22 protein-coding genes are annotated in these 25452 nt (G+C 67.9%); 16 read left to right on the forward strand and 6 right to left on the reverse strand.

The annotated features are described in order from the left end of the window. Window positions 1–106 precede the first annotated feature (106 nt). Genes ACH4SP_RS22380 through ACH4SP_RS22395 form a run of 4 tightly spaced genes read left to right on the forward strand, consistent with a single transcriptional unit; the run spans window position 107 to window position 4566 of the window. Window positions 107–1228, forward strand: a complete 1122-nt coding sequence (locus ACH4SP_RS22380; protein WP_398417301.1) for a hypothetical protein — start codon at window positions 107–109, stop codon at window positions 1226–1228. Further along, window positions 1228–2394 (forward strand): toxic anion resistance protein, encoded by a 1167-nt coding sequence (locus ACH4SP_RS22385; RefSeq protein ID WP_398417302.1) that lies wholly within the window; start codon window positions 1228–1230, stop codon window positions 2392–2394. Before ACH4SP_RS22380 ends, ACH4SP_RS22385 begins: the two co-directional genes overlap by 1 nt. After that, window positions 2391–3965 carry a substrate-binding domain-containing protein gene (locus ACH4SP_RS22390; RefSeq protein ID WP_398417303.1) on the forward strand — a complete coding sequence of 525 codons (1575 nt, stop codon included), beginning with the start codon at window positions 2391–2393 and terminating at the stop codon, window positions 3963–3965. The genes ACH4SP_RS22385 and ACH4SP_RS22390 overlap by 4 nt, the downstream gene beginning before the upstream one ends. After that, on the forward strand, window positions 3952–4566 hold the full coding sequence (locus ACH4SP_RS22395) for a hypothetical protein (protein WP_398417304.1): 615 nt from the start codon (window positions 3952–3954) through the stop codon (window positions 4564–4566). The genes ACH4SP_RS22390 and ACH4SP_RS22395 overlap by 14 nt, the downstream gene beginning before the upstream one ends. Before the next feature lie 263 nt (window positions 4567–4829). On the opposite strand, the gene ACH4SP_RS22400 is transcribed toward ACH4SP_RS22395, so the two are convergent. After that, a complete protein-coding gene (locus tag ACH4SP_RS22400) occupies window positions 4830–6665 on the reverse strand; it encodes a phosphoenolpyruvate carboxykinase (GTP) (protein WP_398417305.1) in 1836 nt (611 codons plus the stop codon). Window positions 6666–6926: 261 nt separating this feature from the next. On the opposite strand from ACH4SP_RS22400, the gene ACH4SP_RS22405 reads away from it, so the two are divergent. From ACH4SP_RS22405 to ACH4SP_RS22415, 3 genes are all read left to right on the forward strand, one after another. Continuing rightward, a complete protein-coding gene (locus ACH4SP_RS22405) occupies window positions 6927–7607 on the forward strand; it encodes a hemolysin III family protein (protein ID WP_398417306.1) in 681 nt (226 codons plus the stop codon). A gap of 67 nt (window positions 7608–7674) precedes the next feature. Further along, window positions 7675–8304 (forward strand): TetR/AcrR family transcriptional regulator, encoded by a 630-nt coding sequence (locus ACH4SP_RS22410; RefSeq protein WP_398417307.1) that lies wholly within the window; start codon window positions 7675–7677, stop codon window positions 8302–8304. Between the two features lie 154 nt (window positions 8305–8458). Next, window positions 8459–9640 (forward strand): glycosyltransferase, encoded by a 1182-nt coding sequence (locus tag ACH4SP_RS22415; RefSeq protein ID WP_398417308.1) that lies wholly within the window; start codon window positions 8459–8461, stop codon window positions 9638–9640. Window positions 9641–9885: 245 nt separating this feature from the next. On the opposite strand, the gene ACH4SP_RS22420 is transcribed toward ACH4SP_RS22415, so the two are convergent. From ACH4SP_RS22420 to ACH4SP_RS22435, 4 genes are all read right to left on the reverse strand, one after another. Then, on the reverse strand, window positions 9886–11922 hold the full coding sequence (locus ACH4SP_RS22420) for a thioredoxin domain-containing protein (RefSeq protein WP_398417309.1): 2037 nt from the start codon (window positions 11920–11922) through the stop codon (window positions 9886–9888). A 218-nt stretch (window positions 11923–12140) separates the two neighbouring features. Beyond that, entirely contained in the window at window positions 12141–12566 is a 426-nt protein-coding gene (locus ACH4SP_RS22425; protein ID WP_398417751.1) for a transposase, read from the reverse strand. A 130-nt stretch (window positions 12567–12696) separates the two neighbouring features. Further along, the gene (locus tag ACH4SP_RS22430) at window positions 12697–12858 is read right to left on the reverse strand and encodes a hypothetical protein (protein WP_398417310.1); all 162 of its coding nucleotides are present in this window, start codon (window positions 12856–12858) and stop codon (window positions 12697–12699) included. 73 nt (window positions 12859–12931) lie between these two features. After that, a complete protein-coding gene (locus tag ACH4SP_RS22435) occupies window positions 12932–13873 on the reverse strand; it encodes a helix-turn-helix transcriptional regulator (protein WP_398417311.1) in 942 nt (313 codons plus the stop codon). Between the two features lie 664 nt (window positions 13874–14537). Between ACH4SP_RS22435 and ACH4SP_RS22440 the strand changes: the two genes are divergently transcribed. Then, complete coding sequence (locus tag ACH4SP_RS22440; RefSeq protein WP_398417312.1) at window positions 14538–15548, forward strand: LuxR C-terminal-related transcriptional regulator; 1011 nt, start codon at window positions 14538–14540, stop codon at window positions 15546–15548. A 175-nt stretch (window positions 15549–15723) separates the two neighbouring features. Here the strand turns inward: ACH4SP_RS22440 and ACH4SP_RS22445 are convergent, their stop codons facing one another. Beyond that, on the reverse strand, window positions 15724–17100 hold the full coding sequence (locus ACH4SP_RS22445; protein ID WP_398417313.1) for an MFS transporter: 1377 nt from the start codon (window positions 17098–17100) through the stop codon (window positions 15724–15726). 162 nt (window positions 17101–17262) lie between these two features. Between ACH4SP_RS22445 and ACH4SP_RS22450 the strand changes: the two genes are divergently transcribed. From ACH4SP_RS22450 to ACH4SP_RS22485, 8 genes are all read left to right on the forward strand, one after another. Further along, window positions 17263–17814 (forward strand): winged helix-turn-helix transcriptional regulator, encoded by a 552-nt coding sequence (locus tag ACH4SP_RS22450; RefSeq protein WP_398417314.1) that lies wholly within the window; start codon window positions 17263–17265, stop codon window positions 17812–17814. Between the two features lie 351 nt (window positions 17815–18165). After that, window positions 18166–18537, forward strand: a complete 372-nt coding sequence (locus ACH4SP_RS22455) for a carboxymuconolactone decarboxylase family protein (RefSeq protein ID WP_398417315.1) — start codon at window positions 18166–18168, stop codon at window positions 18535–18537. 144 nt (window positions 18538–18681) lie between these two features. After that, a complete protein-coding gene (locus tag ACH4SP_RS22460; RefSeq protein ID WP_398417316.1) occupies window positions 18682–20541 on the forward strand; it encodes an FAD/NAD(P)-binding protein in 1860 nt (619 codons plus the stop codon). Window positions 20542–20582: 41 nt separating this feature from the next. After that, complete coding sequence (locus tag ACH4SP_RS22465) at window positions 20583–21779, forward strand: acyl-CoA dehydrogenase family protein (RefSeq protein WP_398417317.1); 1197 nt, start codon at window positions 20583–20585, stop codon at window positions 21777–21779. Between the two features lie 30 nt (window positions 21780–21809). Continuing rightward, entirely contained in the window at window positions 21810–22241 is a 432-nt protein-coding gene (locus tag ACH4SP_RS22470; RefSeq protein WP_398417318.1) for a PaaI family thioesterase, read from the forward strand. A gap of 28 nt (window positions 22242–22269) precedes the next feature. Continuing rightward, window positions 22270–22695: a PaaI family thioesterase gene (locus ACH4SP_RS22475; RefSeq protein ID WP_398417319.1), complete on the forward strand. Its 426-nt coding sequence runs from the start codon at window positions 22270–22272 to the stop codon at window positions 22693–22695. 151 nt (window positions 22696–22846) lie between these two features. Continuing rightward, window positions 22847–23809, forward strand: coding sequence for a methyltransferase (locus ACH4SP_RS22480; RefSeq protein WP_398417320.1), 963 nt, complete (start codon window positions 22847–22849; stop codon window positions 23807–23809). Continuing rightward, window positions 23806–25392, forward strand: a complete 1587-nt coding sequence (locus ACH4SP_RS22485) for an AMP-binding protein (protein WP_398417321.1) — start codon at window positions 23806–23808, stop codon at window positions 25390–25392. Before ACH4SP_RS22480 ends, ACH4SP_RS22485 begins: the two co-directional genes overlap by 4 nt. The last annotated feature ends 60 nt before the right edge of the window (window positions 25393–25452 follow it).

Raw genomic sequence — 25452 nt, forward strand, 5'->3', positions numbered from 1 at the left:
TTCCCTTTGACGGGTACGACCCCCAACTCCCGCACCGGCAGGCCGAGTTCCGGTTGCGTACTGGGATGGGACGTACACCTGCCGTTCACCCGGATCCGCCCGGAACGTGGGTTTCCGGGAGCACTCTGCAGCTGTGAGACGCATCCTGGGAATCGTCCTGGCGGTGCTGCTGATCGGCGGTGTGGCAGTTGCCGTCGTGGCAGGTCGCGAAGAGCAGGACACGGGCACAGGCCCGGGCACGGCAACGAAGACCGTGCGAGGAGTGATCGGATCGGAGAAGGCAGAGTTCTTCGCCGACCCGGAGGTGGTGAAGGCCCTTGCTGCCAGGGGATACACCGTACGGGCGGAGACGTCCGGGTCCTGGGCGATGGAGCAACTGCCCCTGAAGGGCTACGACTTCGTCTTCCCTTCGAGCCGGGCACCCGCCGACGAGCTGCGGAGGAAGACCGGCGGGGGCGGCGGCCCGCTGCGGCCGTTCTACTCGCCGCTGGTCGTCGTCGCGCACAGCAACGCGGCCCGGGTGCTCGCCGACGCCGGGCTCGTGACACTGCGCGGCACGCACTCCGGGACGCTGCGGATGAAGGAGTTCCTCGCCGCCGCGGGGGCGGACCGCAGCTGGCAGCAGCTCAAGGGGGCGGAGAAGTACGGGGAGTTGGGCGGGGCGGTCTTCGTCTCGACCACCGATCCGGGGTCCTCCAGCTCCGGGGCGCTGTATCTGGCCGCCGCCTCGTACGTCGCCGACGGCGGGCGGGTCGCGGACGGGGACGCGGCGGTGGGGCGCACCGCGCCGCTGCTGCGCAAGCTCGTCGCCGTCCAGGGGGCGCAGCAGACCAGCAGTGACGCGCCGTTCCGGGACTTCATCAGCGGGGTGGGCAATCCGCTGGTGCTGGTGTACGAGTCACAGGTGGCTTCGCTGCTGATGCAGAAGCAGGCCGCCGGGGACCTGGTGGTGCTCTACCCGGACACGACCGTGAGCAGCGACCACACGGTGGTTCCGGTCACCCGGGTGGGCCGGGAGCTCGGCGAGTTGCTGGTGTCGGACGCCCGGCTGCGGGCCCTCGCGGTGCGGCACGGGTTCCGGCCGCAGGGCGCTCCGGGTGACTTCGCGGCGGCGACCGCGCCGTACGCCTCGTATCTGAATCGGACGCTGACCGGTGTCCGCCAGGCGCCCGTGCCCACCTCCGCGGTGCTGCACGCGCTGGCGCGGCGCGCACAGGGGGGATCGTGATGACGACAGCGGAAACGCCTTTGGTACTGACACCACCGGAGGCCGTCGCGCCGGTGCGGGCCGAGCAGGCCGCCGGGCTGGTTCCGGTGGACGAGGCGGTGCGCGAGGAGATGGCGCGCCGGGCCGCCGCGTACGTGGACTCGCTCTCCGGGCTCGACGCGCGGTCCCCGGAGTTCGCCACCCGGATCAACGAGATCACCGCACTGGGCGGCGGGGAGATCCGGGGCGCCGCCCAGCAGTCGAACCGGATGCTCGACCGGACCGTACGGTCGCTGACGAGCGAGGGCGAGGACGCGCAGTCCCGGGTGGGTTCCTCGCTGGTCGAGCTCCTGCGCACCGTCGAGGACCTGGATCCCGGGGACACTCCGGGGCGGGGCGTCCGGCGGCTGCTCGGCAAGCTGCCCGGCGGCAACCGGTTCCGCGACCACCTCGCCAAGTACGCCTCCGCACAAGGGACGTTGAACCAGATCGTGGGCTCGCTGCGGGGCGGCCAGGACGAACTGCGGCGCGACAACGCCGCCCTGCACACCGAGCGGGCCCGGCTCTGGGACACCATGGGCAAGCTCCAGGAGTACGCCGTACTGACCGCCGCGCTGGACGAGGCCGTCGAGCAGCGGGTGACCGCCGCGGAGACGGCCGACCCGGTGCGGGCCGATGCACTGCGGGCCGATGTGCTCTTCCCCGTACGACAGAAGCACCAGGACCTGCTGACCCAGCTCGCCGTCTGCGCACAGGGCTACCTGGCCATGGACGTCGTACGCCGCAACAACGAAGAACTGATCAAGGGCGTCGAGCGCGCCGCCACCACGACCGTCACCGCACTGCGCATCGCGGTGATGCTGGCGTCCGCGCTGGAGAACCAGCAGAAGGTCATCGGGCAGGTCAACGCCCTGCGCGGCACGACCGAGGAACTGATCCGGGCCAACGCGCAGATGCTCGCCACGCAGAGCGGCGAGATCCAGCGGATCGCCGCCGACCCGGCGGTGGGCCCGGAGACGCTGCGGGTCGCGTTCCGGGAGATCTTCGCGACGCTGGACGCCATCGACACGTACAAGGCGCAGGCGACCGAGGCGATGGCGACGACGGTGGAGTCGCTCTCCGGCGAACTCGCCGCCGCAGGCGGGTACTTGGAGCGCAGCCGGGGATCCGAGGGAGGCCTTCGATGAGAGGGCGCGTACGGGCGGGGGCGCTCGCCCTGCTCCTGGCGACGACGCTGGCCGGGTGCGCGGATGCCGACGACCCGCCGCGCGACGACGGCGCGTACCGGACCGGGACGCTGCGGGTGCTCGCTTCGAGCGAGCTGTCCGACATGGCGCCCGTCCTCGAACGGGCCAGGAAGGACACCGGGGTCGAGGTGCGGGCCACCTGGGCCGGGACGCTGGACGCCGTCGAGCAGGTCGCGTCGGGGAAGGCCGACGGGGCGTACGACGCGGTGTGGCTGTCTTCCAACGACTACCTGCGGCTGCGGCCCGAGGCGGCCGGGAAGCTGACCTCCGAGACGTCCGTGATGACCTCCCCGGTCGCGATCGGGGTACGGACGGCTGAGCTGAAGCGGCTGGGCTGGAAGCCGGACGACGTCGGCTGGACAGACGTGCACCGGGCCGTCGCCGCCGGGAGGCTGACGTACGGAATGACCGACCCGGTGCGCTCCCATTCCGGTTTCGCCGCGCTGATCTCGGTCGCCTCGGGGCTCTCGAAGGCACAGGGCGCGCTCACCGAGGCGGACGTCCGGAAGGTCACGCCCCGGCTCAAGGAGTTCTTCGTCGGACAGGAGCTGACCTCCGGGTCCTCGGGGTGGCTGGCCAACGCCTACACCCGGAGCAGCCGCGTCGACGCACTGATCAACTACGAGTCCGTGCTGCTGACCATGAACCGGGACAGGCGGGCCGGACTGACCGTGATCCGGCCCCGGGACGGCGTCGTCACCGCCGACTACCCCTTCTCACTGCTGGCCTCGGCATCGGAGCGGGCGAAGGAGGACGCGACGAAGCTGACCGCACATCTGCGCCGGGCGGACGTCCAGAAGTCCCTCGCCGCCCGGACCTTCCGGCGGCCGGTCGTCGGCGTGCCGCCCGCGTCCGGGGCCTCCGCGCGGCGCGAGCTGCCGTTCCCCGGGTCGCGGTCCGTCGCCGACGGGCTGCTCGCCTCGTACGAGAACGTACTGCGCCGCCCCTCGCGCACCGTGTACGTCCTCGACACGTCGGGGTCGATGGCGGGCGAGCGGCTGCGACAGCTCAAGGACGCGCTCGGCCGGCTGACGGGGACGGCCGACTCCCCGGTGGGGCAGCGCTTCCGGGACCGGGAGGAAGTGACGCTGATGCCGTTCGGGACGGAGGTCAGGCGGGTCGTGCGGCACACGGTCGACCCGGCGCGGCCCGGCACCGCGCTCGACGCGATCCGGGCGGACGCCGCGGGTCTGGAACCGTACGGCGGGACCGCGATCTACAGCAGTCTGCGCGAGGCGTACGAACGGCTGGGCCCGCCGGGCGGTGCCTTCACCAGCATCGTGCTGATGACGGACGGCAAGAACACCGAGGGCGAATCGGCCGAGGACTTCGACGCCTACTACGCGGCGCTGCCCGCCGAACGGCGCGGCACACCCGTCTTCCCCGTCCTCTTCGGAGACGCCAGCCGCCTGGAACTGGAGCACCTCGCGTCGCTCACGGGCGGGCAGCTCTTCGACGCCAAGCAGGGGTCGCTGGACCGGGCCTTCGAGGAGATCCGTGGCTACCAGTAGGGCACGCCCCGTCGGCCGTCGGCTTCTGCGCTTCGCGGAGTCCCGGAAGAACCTGGCCGGCTGCGCGGGCGGACTCGCCGGGCTGGCCCTCACCTTCACGGGCGCGGCCGGTTCCTACTGGCCGCTCGTCGTCGCGGGCCTCTACGGGGCGGGCGCACTGATCGCCCCGCCCGAACGCGTCGCCGCACCGCACTTCCCGGACGCGGCGGAGCAACTGGACGTGCTGCGCGAGGACTTCGTACGACTCCGGCAGTACCTGGCGTCGATCCAGCTCCCTCCGGCGGCCTCGGGACGGCTGACCGAACTGGACGGGCTGCTGGACGCGCTCGTCGCGCACGGGGAGTGGCACACGGACCCGGACTCCTTCCACACCCTGGCCCGAGCGGTCCGCGAGGACGTACCGGAAGCGGTGGAGACCTTCGTCCGAGCCCGCTGGTGGACCCGATTCACCCCGGGGAACGAACCCCCGGAACGCCAGCTGGAGCACCAACTCACCCTGATCCACGAGGAGTTGACGACCCTGGCCGCGGCCCTGCAGGACGCGGAGACCCAGCGCCAGGAGTCCCTGACCCACTACCTGAAGGACCGCCGCAGAAACTGACCCCACCCGGGTGGTCAAGGGGGCGGACCCCACGCGGAGCCCGCCCCGGGAAATGCCGCGGCCCCCGAAGCCGTGAGGGGGCTTCGGGGGCCGTGGCTTCCGCGTCTCGTCCCGGTGATCCCACAGGTCAGGGCGGTGTCGTGACGATCCGAGAGCGGCCCCCACCGCCCACCCCCCGGGTGTTCGTGCACCCGGAGGGCGGGAAGCGGGGATGGCCGGAGCCGGGGAACAGGCCGGCTCCGACACGTCTTTGGCGGGACGTACTAGCCCAGGCGCTCGACCAGCGCCCGGTACTCGTCCCACAGCTCCTTCGGCGCGTGGTCCCCAAAGGTGTTGAGGTGCTCGGGGACCAGCGCGGCCTCCTCCCTCCACACCTCCTTGTCCACGGTGAGAAGGAAGTCGAGGTCGGCCTCGGAGAGGTCCAGGCCCTCGGTGTCCAGGGAGCCCTTGGCCGGCAGGATGCCGATCGGCGTCTCGACGCCCTCCGCCTTGCCCTCCAGGCGCTCCACGATCCACTTCAGGACGCGGCTGTTCTCACCGAAGCCGGGCCACACGAACTTGCCCGCTTCGTTCTTGCGGAACCAGTTCACGTAGTAGATCTTCGGGAGCTTGGACTGGTCGGCCTTGTCCGCGCCGACCTTCACCCAGTGGCCCATGTAGTCGCCCATGTTGTAGCCGCAGAACGGCAGCATGGCGAACGGGTCGCGGCGCAGCTCGCCGACCTTGCCCTCGGCGGCGGCGGTCTTCTCGGAGGCGACGTTGGCTCCGAGGAAGACACCGTGCTGCCAGTTGAAGGACTCCGTGACCAGCGGCACGGCCGTGGCGCGGCGGCCGCCGAAGAGGATCGCCGAGATCGGCACGCCCTTGGGGTCCTCCCACTCGGGCGCGATGATCGGGCACTGCCCGGCCGGGACGGTGAAGCGGGCGTTGGGGTGCGCGGCGGGCGTGCCGGACTCGGGGGTCCAGTCGTTGCCCTTCCAGTCCGTGAGGTGGGCCGGAGCCTCCTCCGTCATGCCCTCCCACCAGACGTCGTTGTCGTCGGTGAGCGCGACGTTCGTGAAGACGGAGTTGCCCCACATGGTCTTCATGGCGTTGGCGTTGGTGTGCTCGCCGGTGCCGGGCGCGACGCCGAAGAAGCCGGCCTCCGGGTTGATCGCGTACAGCTGGCCGTCCTCGCCGAACCGCATCCAGGCGATGTCGTCGCCGATGGTCTCGACGGTCCAGCCGGAGATCGTGGGCTCCAGCATGGCGAGGTTGGTCTTGCCGCACGCGGACGGGAACGCGGCCGCGACGTACTTCGACTCGCCCCTCGGGGGCGTGAGCTTCAGGATCAGCATGTGCTCGGCGAGCCAGCCCTCGTCGCGGGCCATGACGGACGCGATGCGCAGGGCGTAGCACTTCTTGCCGAGCAGGGCGTTGCCGCCGTAGCCCGAGCCGTAGGACCAGATCTCGCGGTCCTCGGGGAAGTGCGAGATGTACTTGGTGGTGTTGCAGGGCCAGGGGACGTCGGCCTCGCCCTCCTGGAGGGGGGCGCCGAGGGTGTGCACGGCCTTCACGAAGAAGCCGTCGGTGCCGAGCTCGTCGAGGACGGCCTGGCCCATCCGGGTCATCGTGCGCATCGAGACGGCGACGTACGCCGAGTCGGTGATCTCGACGCCGATCGCGGACAGCGGCGAGCCGACCGGGCCCATGCAGAACGGGACGACGTACATCGTGCGGCCGCGCATGGAGCCGCGGAAGATGCCGCCGTTGCCTTCCTTGCCCTGGAACAGCTCCCGCATCTCGGCGGGGGCCTTCCAGTGGTTCGTCGGGCCCGCGTCCTCCTCCTTCGCGGAGCAGATGAAGGTGCGGTCCTCCACGCGGGCGACGTCGGACGGGTCGGAGGCGGCGTAGTACGAGTTCGGGCGCTTGGTCTCGTCGAGCTTCAGAAACGTGCCCTTGGCGACGAGCTCGGCGCAGAGCCGCTCGTACTCGGCCTCGGAACCGTCGCACCAGACGATCCGGTCGGGCTCGGTGAGGGCTGCGATCTCGCCCACCCAGGAGACGAGCTCCTGGTGGTTGGTCGGGACGGTGGTGGGAGCCGCGATGTCGCGCGCCACGATTGCTCCTTGTTGAGGGGTTTTGTGGTTTGTTGCCCCGTGGGGGCTGCGACCCGGATGCTTCACATGTGTAGCTGGAACAGACCCTCTGGCGCTCATCCGGTGCCGACCGCACTCATTTGATCATCCGGGTGTTCCGCCCATATGTCCAGAGGGCCGCACACGTGAGCATCACCACTCCCGACCGCTCCCGCACCCCGTGACGAATGCGACCCCTGGGCCGTAGCCAGAACTTACGGACCCGTAGGTAGCATTCGGGGCATGACGTCGCATGCCGTGCCCGCCCAGGTCACCGAGATCGCCCCGCCCCCGGTCAAGCCCCGCATGCGCGGCTGGCTGCACGCCGGCATGTTCCCCGCCGTACTGGCCTCCGGCATCGTGCTGATCGCACTCGCCGACTCCACCCGTGCCCGCGTCGCGTGCAGCATCTTCGTGCTGACCGCGTGCCTGCTCTTCGGCGTCAGCGCCGTCTACCACCGGGGCACCTGGGGTCCGCGCGGCGAAGCCGTGCTGCGCCGCCTCGACCACGCGAACATCTTTCTGATCATCGCGGGCACCTACACCCCGCTGACCGTGCTGCTGCTCCCCGAGTCGACCGGCAGGACCCTGCTCTGGGCGGTCTGGGCGGCGGCACTGGCGGGCATCGCCTTCCGGGTCTTCTGGGTCGGCGCCCCGCGCTGGCTGTACACCCCCTGCTACATCGCGATGGGCTGGGCCGCCGTCTTCTTCCTGCCCGACTTCATGCGGGCCGGCGGCATCGCCGTACTGGTCCTGGTCGTCGTCGGCGGGCTGCTCTACAGCGCGGGCGGCGTGATCTACGGCCTCAAGCGCCCCAATCCCTCCCCCCGGTGGTTCGGCTTCCACGAGGTCTTCCACTCCTTCACCCTCGCGGCCTTCGTCGCGCACTACGTCGGCATCTCGCTGGTGGCCTACTCGGGCTGAGACCGTGCCCGCGCCCGTACGATCGATCGGCCGTCAAAGGTGCGTGAAGATCGCCGACAATGGCGCCATGACCGCGCCCCGTACCTCCCCCAGCAGCCCGGACGCCCGCCCCGGTCTGCGCGAACGCAAAAAGATCAAGACGCGTCTCGAAATCCGCCGGGCCGCCTTCCGGCTGGTCTCCGCCCAGGGCTGGGACGCCACGACCATCGAGCAGATCGCCGCGGAGGCGGAAGTCTCGCCGAGCACCGTGATCCGGTACTTCCCGGTGAAGGAGGACATCGTCCTCACCGACGAGTACGACCCGGTGATGGAGGGCGCCCTGCGGATGCGCCCGGCCGAAGAGCCGCTCATCGAATCTCTGCGGGCCGTACTGACGGCCGCCCTGCGCCACTCGCTCGACGCGGCACCGGAAGAGGTGCTGCTGCGCACCCGGCTGATGCTGGAGGTGCCCGCGGTACGGGCCCGGATGGTGGAGAGCGTGAGCGTCACCAGCCGGATGCTGTGCCGGGTGATCGCCGAGCGCACCGGGCGGGACGCCGGCGAGCTGGAGGTGCGGATCTTCGCGACCGGGCTGCTCGCCGCCGTACTGGAGACGACGCTGTACTGGGCGGAGCGCGGGCAGCGGGACGATCTGGTCGGGCTGATCGACCGGATGCTGCGGACCTTCGAGGGGGGCCTCACCCGGCTCGACGGATGAGGGCTTGGGGAGAAGGCGCTTGAGGAGAGGGTGGCGGTCGCGCTCTGGCCGAGCGGGGCGCGGTCGGGCAGGGTGGGCAGGCCCGCACAACGAACCGGCGCGCACAACGAACCGGCGCGCATCCCGTCGGCAACGCCCAGTCCCAGGAGGCTCGGTGACCTCGGAGCCCGACCCTCCGGTGGACCTCTCCATCGTCGTACCGACCTTCAACGAGGCGGAGAACATCGGGGAGTTGTTACGGAGGCTCGCCTCTGCCTTCGCGCATTCGCCCCTCACCACCGAGGTGATCTTCGCCGACGACTCGACGGACGGCACCTGCGAGGTGATCGAACGGGCCGCGCCCGGCTGCCCGTTGACGGTGGTGCTGCACCACCGGGAGGTACCGGCCGCAGGGCTCGGCGGGGCGGTCGTCGAGGGCATCGGGCGGGCCCGCGCCCCGTGGATCGTCGTGATCGACGCGGATCTCCAGCATCCGCCCGAGCTGATACCCGAGCTGATCGCGCGGGGAGAGTCGAGCGGCGCCGAACTGGTCGTCGCGAGCCGGTACGCGGCGGGCGGCAGCCGGCCGGGGCTCGCGGGCGGGTACCGGCTGGTCGTGTCGGGGGCGTCGACGCTGCTGACGAAGGCGCTGTTCCCGCGGGCGCTGCGGGGGCTGAGCGACCCGATGAGCGGGTTCTTCGCGATCCGGCGGGAGGCGGTGGACTCCTCGGCGGCGGGCGGGCTGCAGCCGTTGGGGTACAAGATCCTGCTGGAGCTGGCGGTACGGTGCCGGCCGCGCGGCATCGCGGAGGTGCCGTACGCGTTCGGGGAACGGCATGCGGGCGAGTCGAAGTCGACGGTGCGGGAGGGGCTGCGCTTCCTGCGCCACCTGGTGACGCTGCGGACGGCCGACCCCCGGGCCCGGATGGTCGTCTTCGGGCTGATCGGCCTGTCCGGCTTCGTACCGAACCTGGCGCTGCTGTGGGTGCTGAACGGGTCGGGGGGTATGCACTACGCCCCCGCCGAGATCATCGCCAACCAGGCGGGGCTGCTCTGGAACTTCCTCCTGGTCGACGCATTCCTCTATCGCACGCAACGGGGCGAACGGCGGTGGCCCGCCCGGCTGTTGAGCTTCGCGGCGGTCGGCAACGCGGACCTGCTGGCCCGGATCCCACTGACCGCACTGCTCGTGACGACGGCGTCCCTCGCACCGGTGGCGGCGACGGCGCTCAGCATGGTGCTGGTGTTCGCGGGGCGGTTCCTGGTGGTGGACAGGTGGCTGTACGGGCGGCGGCGCGGGGCCAGTACCGGGCTCCCGGACCGAGCGGAGGAACGGGTCCCGGACCCGGCAGGGTAGGGCCACCGACCGCTGCGCGGGGCGGCGGGTGATTGACGTGCGGGTACGTCGTGGCTGGCCGCGCAGTTCCCCGCGCCCCTAAAAGCCTGCCCTCCGGGCGGCTGACGCCGCCGACCCCCTAGCCCTCTTGGGCAGCGGGGCCGCCCCCCGGGGGCAGTGGGGTCTCCCCTGCTCCTTAAGAGCTTGGGGAAGGGTGGGCAAGGGGGCTGCCCCCCCACGCGGCACGCCCCTCCGCGACCGCCCGCCTACACCCCCGCCCCTCCCACCTGCACCTGCACCTGCTCCCTCAGCACACCCACATCCCCCGTCGGCGCCGCACACACGAACCGTCGGCAGACATACGCCCCCGCCCCCGGCCGCCCCGCCAACAGCGGGAACTCGTCGCTGTCCGGTGCGCCGAAGGCCACTACCATGCCCGGCGCCGTGCCCAGCAGGGCCGTGCGGCGGAGGGCGCGGGCCGCCGGATCGGCGGGGTCCCCCACCACCGCCACCTCCCGCGGCCCGTCCAGCACCGCCTCCGCCGCCGCCAGCCCCCAGCCGATGAAGCGCGGGGCCCGCGAGCCCAGGGCCTTGACCACGCCCAGTGCCCCCTCCGCCGCCTCCCGGTGCGCATCGGAGCCCGTGTGGGCCGCGTACGAGAGCAGGGCTCCCGCCGCCGCCGTCCAGCCCGAAGGGGTCGCGTTGTCCGTCGGGTCCTGCGGCCTGCGGATCAGCTTCTCCGCGTCGTGCGCCGTGTCGTACAACGCGCCGCCCTCCCCCACGAACCGCATCAGCACGTGGTCGAGCAGGAAGCCCGCGAAGTCGAGCCACGCCCCCTCGCCGGTCACCGAGGCCAGTGCGAGGAAGCCCTCCGCGACGTTCGCGTAGTCCTCCAGCACCCCCGCGTTCGCGCCTGCTCGGCCGTCCCGGGAAGTGCGCGCCAGTCGCGCCGTGTCGTCCATGTGCACCCGTACCAGAAGGTCCGCGGCCTCCGTCGCCCGCTCGATCAGGTCCGGGCGCTCGAAGTACGCGCCCGCCTCCGCGAGCGCGGCGATCGCGAGGCCGTTCCAGGAGGCGACGACCTTGTCGTCCCGGCCGGGGGCGGGCCGCTGCGCGCGGGCCGCGAGGAGGCTCTCCCGGATGCCTTCGACGCGGGCGGCGTCGGCCACCACCCCGTCCCCCTGGGGGAGTTGGAGGACCGATGCGCCCTCCTCGAAGGTGCCGTCCTCGGTCACCCCGAAGTACGCCGCCGCCAGCAGCGCGTCGGACTCGCCCAGCACCTCGCGCAGCTGTTCCGGCGTCCAGACGTAGTACGCGCCCTCGACGTGCTTGCCGGTCCCGTCGTCGCTGTCCGCGTCCAGCGCGGACGCGAACCCGCCCTCGTTGGTGCGGAGTTCGGAGACGAGGAAGTCGGCGGTCTCCAGCGCGACCCGGCGGGCCAGGTCCGATCCGGTGGCCCGCCACAGGTGCGCGTACACCCGGCAGAGCAGCGCGTTGTCGTACAGCATCTTCTCGAAGTGCGGCACCACCCACTCCCGGTCCACCGAGTAGCGGGCGAAGCCGCCGCCCAGCTGGTCGTAGATGCCGCCGCGCGCCATCGCCTCGCACGTGTCGGACGCCATCTGCAGCGCCCCCTCGGAGCCGGTGCGCGCCGCGTGCCGCAGCAGGAACTCCAGCACCATCGACGGCGGGAACTTCGGCGCTCCCCCGAAGCCGCCGTGCCGTGCGTCGTACTCGCGGGTCAGCCCGAGGAGTGCCGCCGCCAGGTCCTCCTCGCCGGGCAGCTCGGGCGAGTCGAAGGCCAGCGACCGCTCGCCCAGGTCCTGCACGATCCGCCCGGCGACCTCGTCGACCTCGGCCCGCCGCTCCGCCCACGCGGCCCGCACCCCGTCCAGTACCTGCGGGAACGACGGCATGCCGTGCTTCGGCTCGGGCGGGAAGTACGTACCGAAGTAGAAGGGCTGCGCGTCCGGGGTGAGGAAGACGGTCATCGGCCAGCCGCCCTGCCCGGTGGCGGCCTGCACGGCCTCCATGTAGACGGCGTCGACGTCGGGGCGCTCCTCGCGGTCCACCTTCACGGACACGAAGTGCTCGTTCATGAGGGCGGCGGTCGCCTCGTCCTCGAAGGACTCGTGCGCCATGACGTGACACCAGTGGCACGCGGAGTAACCGACCGACAAGAGTACGGGTACATCGCGCCGCTTCGCTTCCGCCATCGCCTCCTCCCCCCACGGCCACCAGTCCACCGGGTTGGACGCGTGCTGGAGCAGGTAGGGCGACTGAGAGTCAGCCAGTCGATTCATAACGGCATCGTCGCACGACGGGGTTGACCCGGCGCCACCTCACGAGGTCGGAACGCAGGAGCAAGAAGCTGCATGCAGCACGTAAACAAGGGGGCGACACCGCTCCCGTACTCCCGTCGGCGAGGCGGGCCCGAGCGATCTTGACCTGCGGGGCAAGCCTGCCGGTCCGGCGCTCCCGGAGGAGCTTGCCCGCCTGCGCCCGGACTCCGCCTTCCTCATCACCTGCTCCCGGACCTCTGACGATTGGCGCATTGAGGTTCCCCCGTTGGGACGCTGCCGGCCCCTTCACAGAGCGGGGGGGCGAGGGAACGATGGAGGCGGGTGAGCCGTGTGGTCCAACTTCCCGCTGATTCCTGCCCCTTGAGCCAGGAGTCGATGCGGACGATGCTGATGGCCAGTGCGGTCAGGACGCGCTGGAGGCGAGCCCGGTCCAGTCCCCGGTAGCGGGCATGGTGGATGTCGCTGCGACGGGATGCCTGGGCGACGGCGCCTTCGACTCCGGAACATCGGGCGTAGCGCTGCTTCCACGCGTCCGTGACCGGCTGCGCGTGGATACGCTGCCGGGCCTCGTAGTGGGCGCGGGGCGGAAAGTCAGGCCCCTGCCGCTGGTGTTCGCCCGGATGCAGCGCGTCCGCTCGTGACAGCGGAAGCCGCCGACGGGCGGGAAGGCGACGTGGGCCTTGTCACCGAACCACCCCTGCCCACGCTTGTGCCCGTAACGCGCCTGGGTGTCGTAGGGCTGGCGATGCGTATCGAGCCGGGAGGCTCACCGTCTCACTCCTCCGTCGCTTCAGCAGACCGCCGCAGCCACTGCCATGCGGGGCGCGGCTCCGGATCCGGCCCGGCCGCCACTCGTCCCATCGCCGTCTGACAGACCGTGCAGGCGTTTGCGGGTGAGCCCTTGTCGAGGTTCTGCTCGCTCAGCTCCCGGCGCATTTCGGCAAGATATTGCATTCGAGCCAGTTGGCCGGGCAGAAGCTCATCATGCCGGTCCACCGCTCGCTGCGGATCACTTGGGAGCAGCGCACGAAGCAGTTGCTTGTACTCGTCGGGCCTGCAGAACTGACCGCTTGTTGAGGTGAGTCGACAGGGGCACTGCCGACTCACTGTCGACTGACTCCGGCGCCGCGTCGTCGTTTCCGAGCGAATTAATCACGACCAGGCGGGAGTGAGGGAGAGAGGCTGGATACAGGATATTTCTGACCAGGTGGACGATCTCGCAGCCGTGAGGCGGCAGGACCTGGAAGAAGTGATGACCGTCGCCACTCCTCCTGACATTCACGTTGGCATCCCACAACCGCCTGCAATCAGAGTCCTGAAGAACACACTCAAGTAATTCTTGAAGCTGAATGTTACGGGGATGTTCAGCCAAGGAATAGCGTAGCTGTTCCAGATGGACAATGGCGTCCTGCTCCCAATTGACGAAGCGTTTACGGGCCTCATCGCTGCACAGAACCCAGCGCATAAGGTTCGCGCCACTTTGCAGCACCCAGGGATACCACTCAACCATTGCTGCGTTATATCCGATGATGTCCCAGTTGACGTCGCAAATGTACGCTGGATTGGGCATTTGCTGGTCGAGCAGGTGCTGCAGCAAGGCCGCTTTTTCGGCACTGAGGGAGGGGGCCGCCCTGGTCACCGCGCCCCCCAGGGCGTGCAGGTGGAGGCTTGCCTCCTGGTCGGCGTCGAGCATCAGTTCCCGGGCGAGCGCGTCGAGTACCGATCGCTCAAGGCGGGGCGTGGCACTGCCTTCGAGCTCGATGTACCAGCGCACGCTCCGACCGATGCCTCGCGCCACCTCCTTTTGGGTAAGCGGTCTACCCAAGCCGCGCTTCTCGCCGGCGGCGGCACGCCATGCTCGCAGCAGCCCGGCCGGCCCGAGTTCGAGGGCCGCGGGCGCCGCATTCCGGCCACCGGGGGCGTTTATAGATGCAGGCACCGATTCAGGCATGACACTGTCCCCCTAGCAGTGACATAGCGCCCCGGCTCAGGGGCGCGGATGCAGGGCTGATACGACGGCCACCCCGCAGACATGCTCATGGGCCCAGGATCCTACGTCAACGCTCCGCAGCCAACAGAGCAGCGAGGCGTCAAGGCCGGCTCAATGCGCGGTCGAGCACGGAGAAACGGAAATCTGCAAGACCTCGCCCACGCCCGGGCCCCGCCCGCAGCCAGCTCTACTCCGGGGCCGGGCGGCTCTGTCTGCCGCGGCTCGTGCGACGCCTGCAGCCCTGTAACCAACTGGGGTCGCCCTCAAACAGAACATGGTGTGCAAAAAGTTGCAGGTAATACCTTGGAAAAGCGCCTGGCGATCTGGGGTGATTTTTAACAGTTGCCACCCATTCCCTGCATCTACGCTGTGGCGCAGCAGCTCGGTCGACTGCTGAGCAGTCGGCAGATTCACTTCGCGCTGCACGCCCACCACCGTCAGTGGCGTTTGATCCCCCTAACGTCACGCAAAGGACATGCAGGAGGCATCGGCAGAGGCTCGGCGATGGGCCCATCGTGGCCGATACGTCGCGAAGCAGATATCCAGAGGCAACCGTGTACTCCCACGCGATGCCACGCAGTTCCCCATGCCTTTATTGCGTTCGATGTAGCAGAGAGGTACTCAAATGGACACGTTGGTAAACGAACGAACAGCGGTCGATGCCAGGTCGGTGGAGTTAACTTCCGCGGAGTTGGCCTGTTACCGCTATATCGCCCAACAAGGTCTCGTGAGGGGCGAGGATTTACTGTCCGATGGTCACGACGACATCAGCGTCCCAGCGGTGAACCAGCTGATTGACTCGGGACTGGTACGACGAGTGGGAGCCGACTGTCTGGCCGTCGTCGACCCCGCCAGTGTGTCGGACCGCCTCCTTGAGAAGCGGAAGGAACAGGTGCAGAACGCACAGCTGGACCTGCTGTGGATGCGCGGTCAGCTCGCCGAACTCGGCCTGATCTACGAAGCGCAGCAACACTCCTTCCAAGGGCCCCAGTGGGAGCGGATCGAATCGCCCGAAGAAGTGACCCGGGCCCTGGAGCGACATGCCAACGAGTGCCGCCAGGAAGTCCTGTCTGCCCGGCCGGGCAGACCCGGGCCGGATTCAGAACTACTCGATGTCCGCCACCGGTACCAAGCGCTGCTCAAGCGCGGCGTACGAATGCGCGCCCTCTATCAGTACGCGACGCGCTTCCATCCGCCGACAGCGCAGTTCACGGAGGGGACCGCCGGGGAAGAGGCCGAGGTCAGGACGGTCAGCGGCGATCTCGCCCGGTTCACCGTCTTCGACCGCGAAGTGCTCTTCGTGCCGCTCCAGAGTGTGCCGGGCGGAGCGCTCGTGGTGCGCAACTCCGACCTCATCGCCTCTGCCGTCGACATGTTCCATGCACTGTGGTCCACCGCTGAACCCATCAACGCACCACGGGAGAGAACGTTCACCCAGAGGGTCGTGAACCAGACCAAGCGGTCCATACTCCAGCACCTGATCGACGGGGCCGACGATCGTACGACCGCCCGCGCACTGGGCATCTCAGTTCGCACGTGTCAACGCCATGTCTCCGAGATCATGCAGCAGCTCGGTGCGTCCAGCCGCCTTCAACTGGGCTTTCTGCTGCGGGAACACGGGGGGCTGGGGGCGTGAACGCCGACTGCCTTCCTCAGGGGAACGGCACGTCCCACACGACGGGCCGCTGTGTGCCGACCGCTGTGTCGCATCTTTCGTTCCCGTAGCGACTCTGCTCATCGCGGAGCCCGGTGCTCCGTCGGAAGGCCCCGGCCGTGTGCAAGTCCCGCGCGGCCGGGGCGGCGCACACGGCTCACACCGACTGTGCCAATTTCGGGCTGTCCGAGGTCTCCACAGTGCTCACCGGTTCCGGGCGTTCCCGGCAGACGGCGACGAGGATGGCTCCGACGATCGTCAGCACTCCAGCGATGACTGCGGCGTAACTCATGCCGGTACCCATCTCATGGGCGGCTCCGCCACCACGCGGAGCGAGCGCCAGAACGGCCGCGACCAGCGCGACCCCCAACGACGAACCGAGGTAGCGCGATGCGTTGTTCGCCGCGGAGCCCACCGCGACACGATGGGCCGGCACGCTTCGTACGGCCAGCCCGGCCAGGGCCGCGTTGACCACTCCGCTACCGAGACCCGCCAGGACCAGGCCGGGCACGAACCGCCACCACGAGGACTGCTCGTCGATTCCGATCAGGGCGAGTTCGCCGATTCCGCACACCACCAGGCCGACCGCGACTTGATGGCGATCGCCGACGCGAGTGACGAACCGACGGGCCTGCGGTGCGGCCACGAAGGAGAGCCCGGACCAGAACGCGAGCAGGCCGGCGCTCCCCAGAGGGCTCAGTCCGAGCATGCTCTGTGCCGCGGTCGGGACGTACGTCATGAGTCCGATCACGCCCATGCCGGTCGCCAGCGCACCGACGATCGACGCGATGAACGCGGGGCGCCGGAAGAGTCCGAGGTCCAGCATCGGTTCCGCGACGTGCTTCTCGACCCATACGAAGCCGGCCAGTAGCAGCACCGCTGCCACCAGGAAGATCACGACATGCGGCTGGGTCCAGCCGCTGCGCCCCTCGGTGAGCCCCGCGATCAGCAGCGTGATGCCCAGGCCGAGGGTGAGCACACCGGCGATGTCGAAGCTGCGGCGGTGCTCGCTGCGCGACTCCTCCAGGGTCCGGATGCCCCAGAGCATGACCAGCACGGCGAGAACCGCGAGGACCCCATAGGTGACCCGCCAATCAGTGACCTTTCCCAGCAGGGCGGAGAAGACCGGTCCGATGGCGATACCGCCGCCGACCATCGCTCCCCACAGCCCGGTGGCCCGTGCCCGCTCGGGGCCCGGGGCAAAAACATGGCCCAGGAGGCCGAGGCTGGATGCCAGGAGCGCGGCGCTCGCTCCGCCCTGGACGATCCGGCCCAGCACGAACACCGGGGTGGAGGGCGCGATGGCACACACCACGGTGGCGAGCGCGAGCAGCGCGCCGCCGATCACGAATATCCGCTTGCGGCCGTAGTCGTCGGCGAGGGTTCCCGCCACCATCAGGCATGCCGCGAGGCCGACGCTGATGCTGCCCAGGATCCAGGTCTGTCCCGACGGGCCGGAGCCGAGTGCCGTCTTGATGACCTGCACAGTCGATACGGGGGCGGTGAAGTTGATGAGCACAAGAAGAGTAGCCACGCACGAGACCGCGAGAGTCGCACGGGCGGAGGAACGGGGCGCGACCGCTTCGGTCGTCACTACTACCCCCAAGGAGTCGGTGTACTGAGTGCGGGAACTCTAGCAGGGGTGGTTCATTCATTGAACCACTTGGTTCGGTGAACATACTGCTAAGCTGGCACCGTGGCATTGGGGCGCGGTTATGAAGGTCAGGACTGTTCGCTTGCCCGAGCACTCGAAGTGGTCGGGGAGCGTTGGACGCTCCTCGTACTCCGAGACTGCTTCTACGGGGTACGGCGCTTCGGCGATTTCCATGCCCATCTCGGCATCCCGCGGGCCGTGCTCGCCGATCGCCTCAAAGCTCTGGTGGCCATGGGGGTGCTGGAGCGGCACTCGCATGCCACGAAGGCCGAGGTCGACTACGCCCTCACCGAGCGCGGCGTCAGCCTCTGGCCGGCGGTGTTCGCCTTGGCGCTCTGGGGAGAACAGTGGCTCGCCCCACAAGGCGCACGGCGGATCTTCAGCCATGTGACGTGCGGTACCGACATCACCGACCACGGCTGGTGCCCTGCCTGCGACACCTCCCCCCCTCCTGAGGACCTCCTGATCCGCCAAGGGCCCGGCGCGGACCCGACGCTGCGCGACGACCGGGTCAGCGTGGCACTGCGCAACGGCCCGCACCGCCTACTGACCGACCTGTTCGCGACGCCAGTGCGCACCACCCCCCGCCTCTGAGGGGCGGCCTCGTCACAGGGGCCGTACTGCCCGGCAACGGCTCCGCCGCTGCCGGGCAGTCGCGTTTCCCAGGGTCGGACCCATTCGCTTCTCGTCGGCGCGGGCGCAGCACATGTGCGGTGTCGCACCAAGGGGTTGCTCCGGTGCACAGACCCACCCCTGCAGGCGAATAGTCCAGCACGCCCGTTTCGCGGCCCTCCTGTTTACGACAGTCGCGATCATGAAGGTTCATGAACCTTTCGTCATGTGACGGCCGACTGCCAGAGTTTTCCCGAAGCCACGTCGACAACTCTTGTCAGGAGCTGCCCGCCCTACGGCGGCAAGAAGTCCATGTATTTCAGGGGGTTACGCATGTCCGGATCCGAGTGGGCAGCCGGCGATGCGCTGAGGCGCAAGGTCCTGGGCGATGAATACGTTGACGGCGTATCCGATACATGGGCCGGCGCAGCCGAATTGCAGGATCTGGTGGTGCGATTCGCGTGGGGCACCATCTGGCAGCGGCCGACGTTCGACACGAAGACCAGGAGCCTGCTCACCGTCGCCATTCTGACGGCGCTCAATCGCAAGCATGAGCTCGAACTCCACATCGGCGGTGCAATACGTAACGGGTGTTCGGTCGATGAACTGGTAGAGGTCGCTCTGCAATGCTCCGTGTACTGCGGAGTTCCTGCCGCGATCGACACCGTACGGTCGATCAAGCAGATTAGCGATGAAATTTCTTGATCAACGACCCTGGCAACTCTGCCGCCAAGGCAGCAACCTGTCACAGGCTCGTCGGTCTGCATGTTCCACACCAGCATAATTGGGAAAACCTGACGGAGTCCCACTATGAAACAGAGGACAGTGCAAACAGTTGGAGTAGTTGGCGTGGGCCCTCGCGGGCTGTCTGTCCTGGAACGCATTGTTGAGAATGCGCGCGAGCGGATCGACACCCCGATCGTCATCAACCTCTTCGAACCGCATAACTTTGGTTCGGGTGATGTCTGGCGGACTGACCAGTCCCCCTACCTCATCATGAACATCGTCTCCTCTCAGATCACCGCCTTTGCAGACGACACTGTGATGATGTCCGGCCCGGTCCGGAGGGGGCCAAGCCTGTACGAGTGGTCGACGAAGCTGGCCGCCGGCGAGATCTCGGAAAGTTACTCCGAAGAGGTTCTCGCAGAGGCCAGGGAAGTCCACGAGAACAGTTACTGCCGCAGGTCCTTCTACGGCCACTATCTCGAATGGGCCTACCACGAGATAGTGCGCAACTGCCCTGCCACCATCCAGATACGCGAGCACCGCGGCAAGGTCGTCTCGGTGGTCGACACCGACGAGGGCGGCCAGCTCGTCACCTCGGACAGCGGCCAGACTGTCGAGGTTGACCAACTGGTGCTGGCCACGGGGCACGGAGCGGTGGAACTGTCCGCCGTGGAAGAGTCCCTTCGGGACTTCGCCGATGAAGTGGGGGGACTGTTCTATCCGCCGGCCAACCCGGCCGATGTCGACCTGAACGGAATCGCCCCCGGTCAGCCCGTACTTATCCGCGGCCTCGGCCTGTCCCTCTTCGACTACATGTCTTTGCTCACCGCCGGCCGCGGCGGCAAGTACGTGAGAGACGACCGTGGACTGAGCTACCTCCCCTCCGGGAAGGAGCCGCACATCGTGTGCGGTTCGCGGCGGGGTGTGCCGCTGCACGGCAGGGCAGACAACGAAAAGGGCGACAGGCGCTACGAGCCGAAGGTCCTCACCGAAGCGCACATCGACAAGCTACGGTCGAACGCCGAACCCGATGGCGCGCTGGACTTCCGACGTGACTGCTGGCCGTTGATCGCCAAGGAAGTCGAAACCGTCTACTACACGCGCCTGGTAGAGATCGGGCAATCGGAAGAAGCCGCAGCAGAATTCAATTTGATCTACAGCTACCTGCCGTGGGCCTGCGAATCGGAACGCATCGTCCTGCGCAAGTTCCATGTGCCTGAGCAGCAGTACTGGGACTGGTCCCGAGTGGCTCAGCCGTGGACTGAAAGCGATGTGGATTCGCCCAGTTCCTGGACCGAGTTCTTACGGCCCTATCTTGTGGCCGATATTTTCGAAGCGCGTCAGGGAAACATCAGCAGCCCCGTGAAGTCCGCGCTGGACGTCCTGCGCGACATCCGCAACGAGATGCGCTACGTGATGAACAACGGCGGCATCGAAGGCAGCTCCTACCAGCAGGATGTGGAGGGCTGGTTCAATTCCCTGCACGCGTTTTTGTCTCTGGGGCCGCCCTGGAGCCGTATCGAAGAGCTGGTGGCCTTGATGAACGCCGGTGTAGTCGAAGTGGCCGGGCCTCAATTCTCTGTGGATGTCGACCGCGCAGAAGGAGTATTCGTCGGGCGTTCGATAGTTCCCGATGACCTCCACAAGAGTACGATTCTGATCGATGCGCGACTCCCCAAGGTGGATCTCGCCAGAACGAACAACTCGATTCTCGTTCATCTCAAAGAGCAGCAGCAGGTGAAGCACTTCACGGTGCAGACCACTTCAACCGGAGAGTACATCACCGGGGGTGTGGCGGTCACCGAGCGGCCTTTCCGTGTCATCAGGAGCGACGGATCCATTCACCCCAAACGCTATGTGTTCGGGGTGCCGACGGAAGGGGCGAACTGGGTCACCGAGACCGGAATTCGCCCCAATGTCAATTCCATCACGGTGGGCGACAGCGATTCCATCGCGCGTGCCGTACTGGAAATCTCCGCGTGACTGACCGTTCCGTTTTCCCTGATACGAGGAGGAAGTAGAACATGTCCCCGCTTTCCACTTCGGAACTGGACCCCATAGACATTCTCGCGGTTGATGAAGAACTCGGAGAGACTGAACGAGATATCAGAGACACCGTACGGTCCTTCGCTCGGTCCGAGCTGGCTCCCCATATCGCCGAGTGGTTCGAAGCCGGCACCATGCCGAAGGATCTCACCAAGCGTCTCGGGGCACTGGGACTGCTGGGGATGCATCTGGAGGGATACGGCTGTGCGGGGGCCAGTGCTACGGCGTATGGCGTGGCCTGCCGCGAGCTGGAGGCCGTCGACTCGGGGCTGCGCTCGTTCGTATCGACGCAAGGGTCGCTGGCCATGTACGCCCTCCACCGGTGGGGCTCGGAGGAGCAGAAGCAGCAGTGGCTTCCGGCGATGGCGGCGGGCGAGGCGATCGGATGCTTCGGCCTGACGGAGCCGGACGCCGGTTCGGATCCCAGCGCGATGCGTACGCGTGCCCGGCGCCACGGGGACGACTGGGTGCTCGACGGCTCGAAGATGTGGATCACCAACAGCCCGGTCGCCGATGTGGCCGTGGTCTGGGCACAGACCGATCCCGAGCAGGGGGCAAAGGGCATTCGGGGCTTCGTCGTCCCGACCAGCACTCCCGGATTCACTGTCAACCAGATCACGCGGAAACTCTCCCTGCGCGCTTCGGCAACCGGTGAACTCGTCCTTGAATCAGTGCGGTTGCCCGCAGATGCGGTGCTGCCCGGGGCAAAGGGGCTGTCCGGTCCGCTGGCCTGCCTGAGCGAGGCACGATTCGGGATTATCTGGGGTGCGGTCGGCGCCGCCCGTGACTGCTACGAGACGGCGCTGGCCTACGCGGGCCAGCGGGAGCAGTTCGGCCGGCCCATCGCCGGCTTCCAGCTGATCCAGCAAAAGCTGTCGGAGATGGCCGTACAGGTCGCCCAGGCCTCCCTGTTGGCGTCCCGGCTCGGCCGGCTCAAGGACGCCGGACGGCTGGATCCGACGCACATCAGCGTGGGCAAACTGGCCAATGTACGCGCGGCGCTCGATGTCGCCCGTAGCGCTCGAACCATCCTGGGCGGCAACGGAATCACCCTGGAATACCCGGTGTTCCGGCACATGGTCAATCTGGAAACCGTGCTGACATACGAGGGCACCGAGGAAATGCACATGCTCTCCATTGGCAAGGCGGTGACCGGTGTCCAAGCGTTCCGCTGAACAGAAGTCCGCCGACGAACAGGAAGTTCTGTGAGCGACAACGCCACTTCGGTCCCACTGCCGGACTTCGACCTGGCCAACGCCAGTGAATTCGTCATGGCATCCGGACTGGTCGTCGATGAGGTCAGTGGCACCCGCGTACGCGGGCATATCGACCTCGGTACGGACCATCACACCCCATGGGGAATCGTGAATGGCGGCGTTTACACCACGGCTGTCGAAAGTGCGGCCTCTATCGGCGCATCAGCGGCGGTGGCCGGGCGCGGCCAGCACGCCGTGGCCCTGAACATCTCCACCGACCTGCTGCGATCGCGGACCCATGGCCGTGCTCGCGTCCTCGCCGAGCCTGTGCACCAAGGGCGTACTCAGCAGATCTGGGCGGTCACGATCTTTGATGAACAGCCCCTCGCTCGCGGCCAGGTCCGCCTGCAGAACATCGACCGGAACCAGGCCCTCGCCTGACGCCTATTCAGCTGTGACAGGAGAAGGCATGGCCACATTTCCCGATTTGAGCCTCGATTCGGCGAACCGCTTTGTGGCGGCGTTGGGGTTGGAGTTCGACGAGGTCAGGGCCGACGCTGTGACGGGCCGTATAGAGCTGGGCCCGCAACACCACAACGCCTGGGACGTCGTTCACGGCGGCGTCTACAGCACCGTTGTCGAGCGAGCGGCCAGCGTGGGCGCATCACGAGCCGTCGAGGAGCATGGCCTTTTCGCCGTCGGTGTGCACAACGCGACAGATGTGTTCGTCACCACGGCCAAGGGCCTGGCCTTAGTGACGGCACATCCGGTGTTCCAAGGAGAACTCCAACAGGTTTGGTCCGTAGAGATATTGACCGATGTGGACGGCACTCCGCTGGCTCGTGGCCAGCTGCGGCTTCAGAACGTCCCGAAACGGGCCCCCGGACACCGATGAGTACGGATCGGTGTCCGGCTCATGCGACGCGCGGGCTCCGCAGAGCGCGTGCGGAGTCAGAAAGACCATGAAACCTGGGACAGCCAGGCGTTTCAATACTGGAAAGGCTATGCGAATGACTGCGTCACCGACTCGCAATGTACTGGACCTGATGACCGGCTACTGGGCGTCGCAGAGCGTCTATGTGGCCACCAAGCTGAACCTCCCCGAGCACATAGCGGCAGGTCACACCACCAGCCGGGAGCTGGCCAAGGTCACCGGCACTCACGAGCGCTCACTGTTCCAGCTCATGCGTTTCCTCGTCGGGCTCGGCGTACTGCAGGGAGACGAGGAAACCGGTTTCTCGCTCACGCCGAGCAGCGAGCTCCTCAAGGAGGATGCGCCGGATTCCCTGCGTGACCTCGTGCTTATGTACGGCGAAGAGTTTTACCAGACGTGGGGAAATCTTCTTCACAATGTCCAGACCGGCCAACCGGCGTTCGAGGCCACTTTTGGCGCCTCGATGTACCCGTACTTCACCGCCAATCAAGAATCCGCTCGCCGATTCGACGGCACCATGGCCGGCGGCGCATTCTTCGCCGATCTGCCCCGCGTCTTCGACTTCTCCAAGACCCGGACGGTCGTCGACATCGCTGGAGGCACCGGTGGGCTGCTCTCCGAGGTCCTGAAGGCGTCCCCGAATACCCAAGGTGTGCTGTTCGACCAGCCGCATGTGATCGAAGCCGCGAAGCAGGCCATGGCGAGCCGCGAACTGACGGAGCGGGTCTCTTACGCAACGGGCGACTACACCGAGACGCTGCCCTCCGGGGGAGATGTCTACCTGTGGTCGCGCATCCTGCACAGCCGAACCGACGAATCCTGCGTCGACCTGCTCAAGCGCTGCCGTGACGCCATGGACCCGGACGGCACCGTCATCGTCCTGGAGCGCACGATCCCGCCGACTGGCGAATCGTCCCTCGGCCTCTGGTTCGACATGCAGATGATGGTTCTGGTCGGTGGAACCGAGCGTAGCGAACAGGAGTACTCCGACCTGTTCGACCGCTCGGGCCTCGCCCTCCACTCCGTCCTTCCGCTCTCGCTGGACATGTTCGCGATTGTCGCGAGGCGTGCATGACAGTGCCGCCACCGTACGCGCCCGGTCATGCCTTCACCGAGCTGACACCGGTCTCGTTCCTGCGGCGTGCCGCTGCCGTGTTCGCCGACCGCCCCGCCGTAGTCGACGGAGAATTCCGTTGTACCTACGCCGAGTTGTGGGAACGGGCCCAGCGACTGGCGGGATTGCTCGCGAAAAACGGTGTGCAGCCGGGCGACCGGGTATGTGTGCTCGCCCCCAACACCCATATGACGCTCGAAGCACATTACGGCGTGCCCCTGGCCGGCGCGGTGCTGATCGCCCTCAACACCCGGCTGTCCGCCGGTGAGATCGCCTACATTCTCGAACACAGCGGTGCCCGACTGGTTCTGGTCGACACCGAACTGGAGCCGCTTCTCAAGCACGCGCTGAGGCAACTCCCCGAGAAGCCCGGGGTCCTCGTCTCGGACCACTACGACGATGCGGTCGACACCGCCCCACCGCTCCGGATCGAGGTGACAGACGAGCGGGGGCTGCTGTCGATCAACTACACCAGCGGCACCACCGGCCGCCCGAAGGGAGTGATGTACCACCATCGGGGCGCCTATCTCAACGCACTCGCGATGGCCTTCCACACCAAGATGGATACGGCGACCCGCTATCTGTGGACCCTGCCGATGTTCCATACGAACGGATGGTGCTTCCCGTGGGCGGTCACCGCGGCCGGCGGAGTGCACCACTGCCTGCGCAAGGTCGACCCGGCCGAGATCTGGCAAGTGCTCCAATGTGAGGGCATCACTCATCTCTGCGCGGCTCCGACCGTGCTGGCGATGCTCGCCGGGCATCCCGACGCGGCTACCGTCACGCACTCCGTACGAGTCTTTGCCGGTGGCGCGCCGCCGCGGCCAACGCTGCTTGCGCGGATGAACGAACTGGGCCTGGACGTCACGCATTTCTACGGACTCACAGAGACGTTCGGAAACGCTCTGCTGGGCGTCCAGCAACCTGAGTGGCCGGAACTGTCTCCTGACGAATGGGCGCACAGAGTCGCCCGGCAGGGCATCGCCAATGTTGTCGGCGAACCCGCGCGTGTAGTCGACCGCGGAGGAAGGGAGGTTCCCGCCGACGGGAGTTCACTCGGCGAGATCCTGCTCCGCGGCAATAACCTCATGCTGGGCTATTACCGGGACGACGAAGCCACCGCCAAGGCATCCGACGGCGTATGGTTCCGCACCGGGGATCTCGCGGTACGTCATCCCGATGGCTATGTCGAGATTCGGGACCGCGCCAAGGACGTCATCATCTCCGGTGGCGAGAACATCACTTCGGTGGAAGTGGAGAATGCGCTCACCGCGCACCCCGAGGTCGCCGAAGCGGCTGTGGTCGCAGGCCCGCACGAAGTCTGGGGCGAGGTCCCGATCGCCTTCGTCACCCATCGCCCCGGAGGCTCTGTCGGCGAACAGGAGCTGATCGAATTCGTGCGGTCCCGGCTCGCGCGTTTCAAGGCTCCGCAGCGCGTCGTCTTCGGACAGCTGCCCATCACCTCGACGGGCAAGCTCCAGAAGAACCTGCTGCGGGAGCGGGCACAAGCACTCCCCGCCACCCACGTCTCCGGGACACCGTGATCCACGGCTGTTCAGGGCGGGCCGCCTCTGCCGGGGCCCCGGTGAGGCCCACCGGGACCC

Origin of the sequence: Streptomyces sp. NPDC021093, from assembly GCF_044333135.1 — a bacterium.
Classification (GTDB): Bacteria; Actinomycetota; Actinomycetes; order Streptomycetales; family Streptomycetaceae; genus Streptomyces.

Bases quoted from the DNA above. Each gene is read 5' to 3' on its own strand.
- ACH4SP_RS22485 (WP_398417321.1), top strand. From the start codon at position 23,806: ATGACAGTGCCGCCACCGTACGCGCCCGGTCATGCCTTCACCGAGCTG.
- ACH4SP_RS22455 (WP_398417315.1), top strand. From the start codon at position 18,166: ATGTCCGGATCCGAGTGGGCAGCCGGCGATGCGCTGAGGCGCAAGGTC.
- ACH4SP_RS22465 (WP_398417317.1), top strand. From the start codon at position 20,583: ATGTCCCCGCTTTCCACTTCGGAACTGGACCCCATAGACATTCTCGCG.
- ACH4SP_RS22385 (WP_398417302.1), top strand. From the start codon at position 1,228: ATGACGACAGCGGAAACGCCTTTGGTACTGACACCACCGGAGGCCGTC.
- ACH4SP_RS22480 (WP_398417320.1), top strand. From the start codon at position 22,847: ATGACCGGCTACTGGGCGTCGCAGAGCGTCTATGTGGCCACCAAGCTG.
- ACH4SP_RS22410 (WP_398417307.1), top strand. From the start codon at position 7,675: ATGACCGCGCCCCGTACCTCCCCCAGCAGCCCGGACGCCCGCCCCGGT.
- ACH4SP_RS22420 (WP_398417309.1), bottom strand. From the start codon at position 11,922: ATGAATCGACTGGCTGACTCTCAGTCGCCCTACCTGCTCCAGCACGCG.
- ACH4SP_RS22405 (WP_398417306.1), top strand. From the start codon at position 6,927: ATGACGTCGCATGCCGTGCCCGCCCAGGTCACCGAGATCGCCCCGCCC.
- ACH4SP_RS22475 (WP_398417319.1), top strand. From the start codon at position 22,270: ATGGCCACATTTCCCGATTTGAGCCTCGATTCGGCGAACCGCTTTGTG.
- ACH4SP_RS22390 (WP_398417303.1), top strand. From the start codon at position 2,391: ATGAGAGGGCGCGTACGGGCGGGGGCGCTCGCCCTGCTCCTGGCGACG.
- ACH4SP_RS22440 (WP_398417312.1), top strand. From the start codon at position 14,538: ATGGACACGTTGGTAAACGAACGAACAGCGGTCGATGCCAGGTCGGTG.
- ACH4SP_RS22430 (WP_398417310.1), bottom strand. From the start codon at position 12,858: ATGCGCCGGGAGCTGAGCGAGCAGAACCTCGACAAGGGCTCACCCGCA.
- ACH4SP_RS22435 (WP_398417311.1), bottom strand. From the start codon at position 13,873: ATGCCTGAATCGGTGCCTGCATCTATAAACGCCCCCGGTGGCCGGAAT.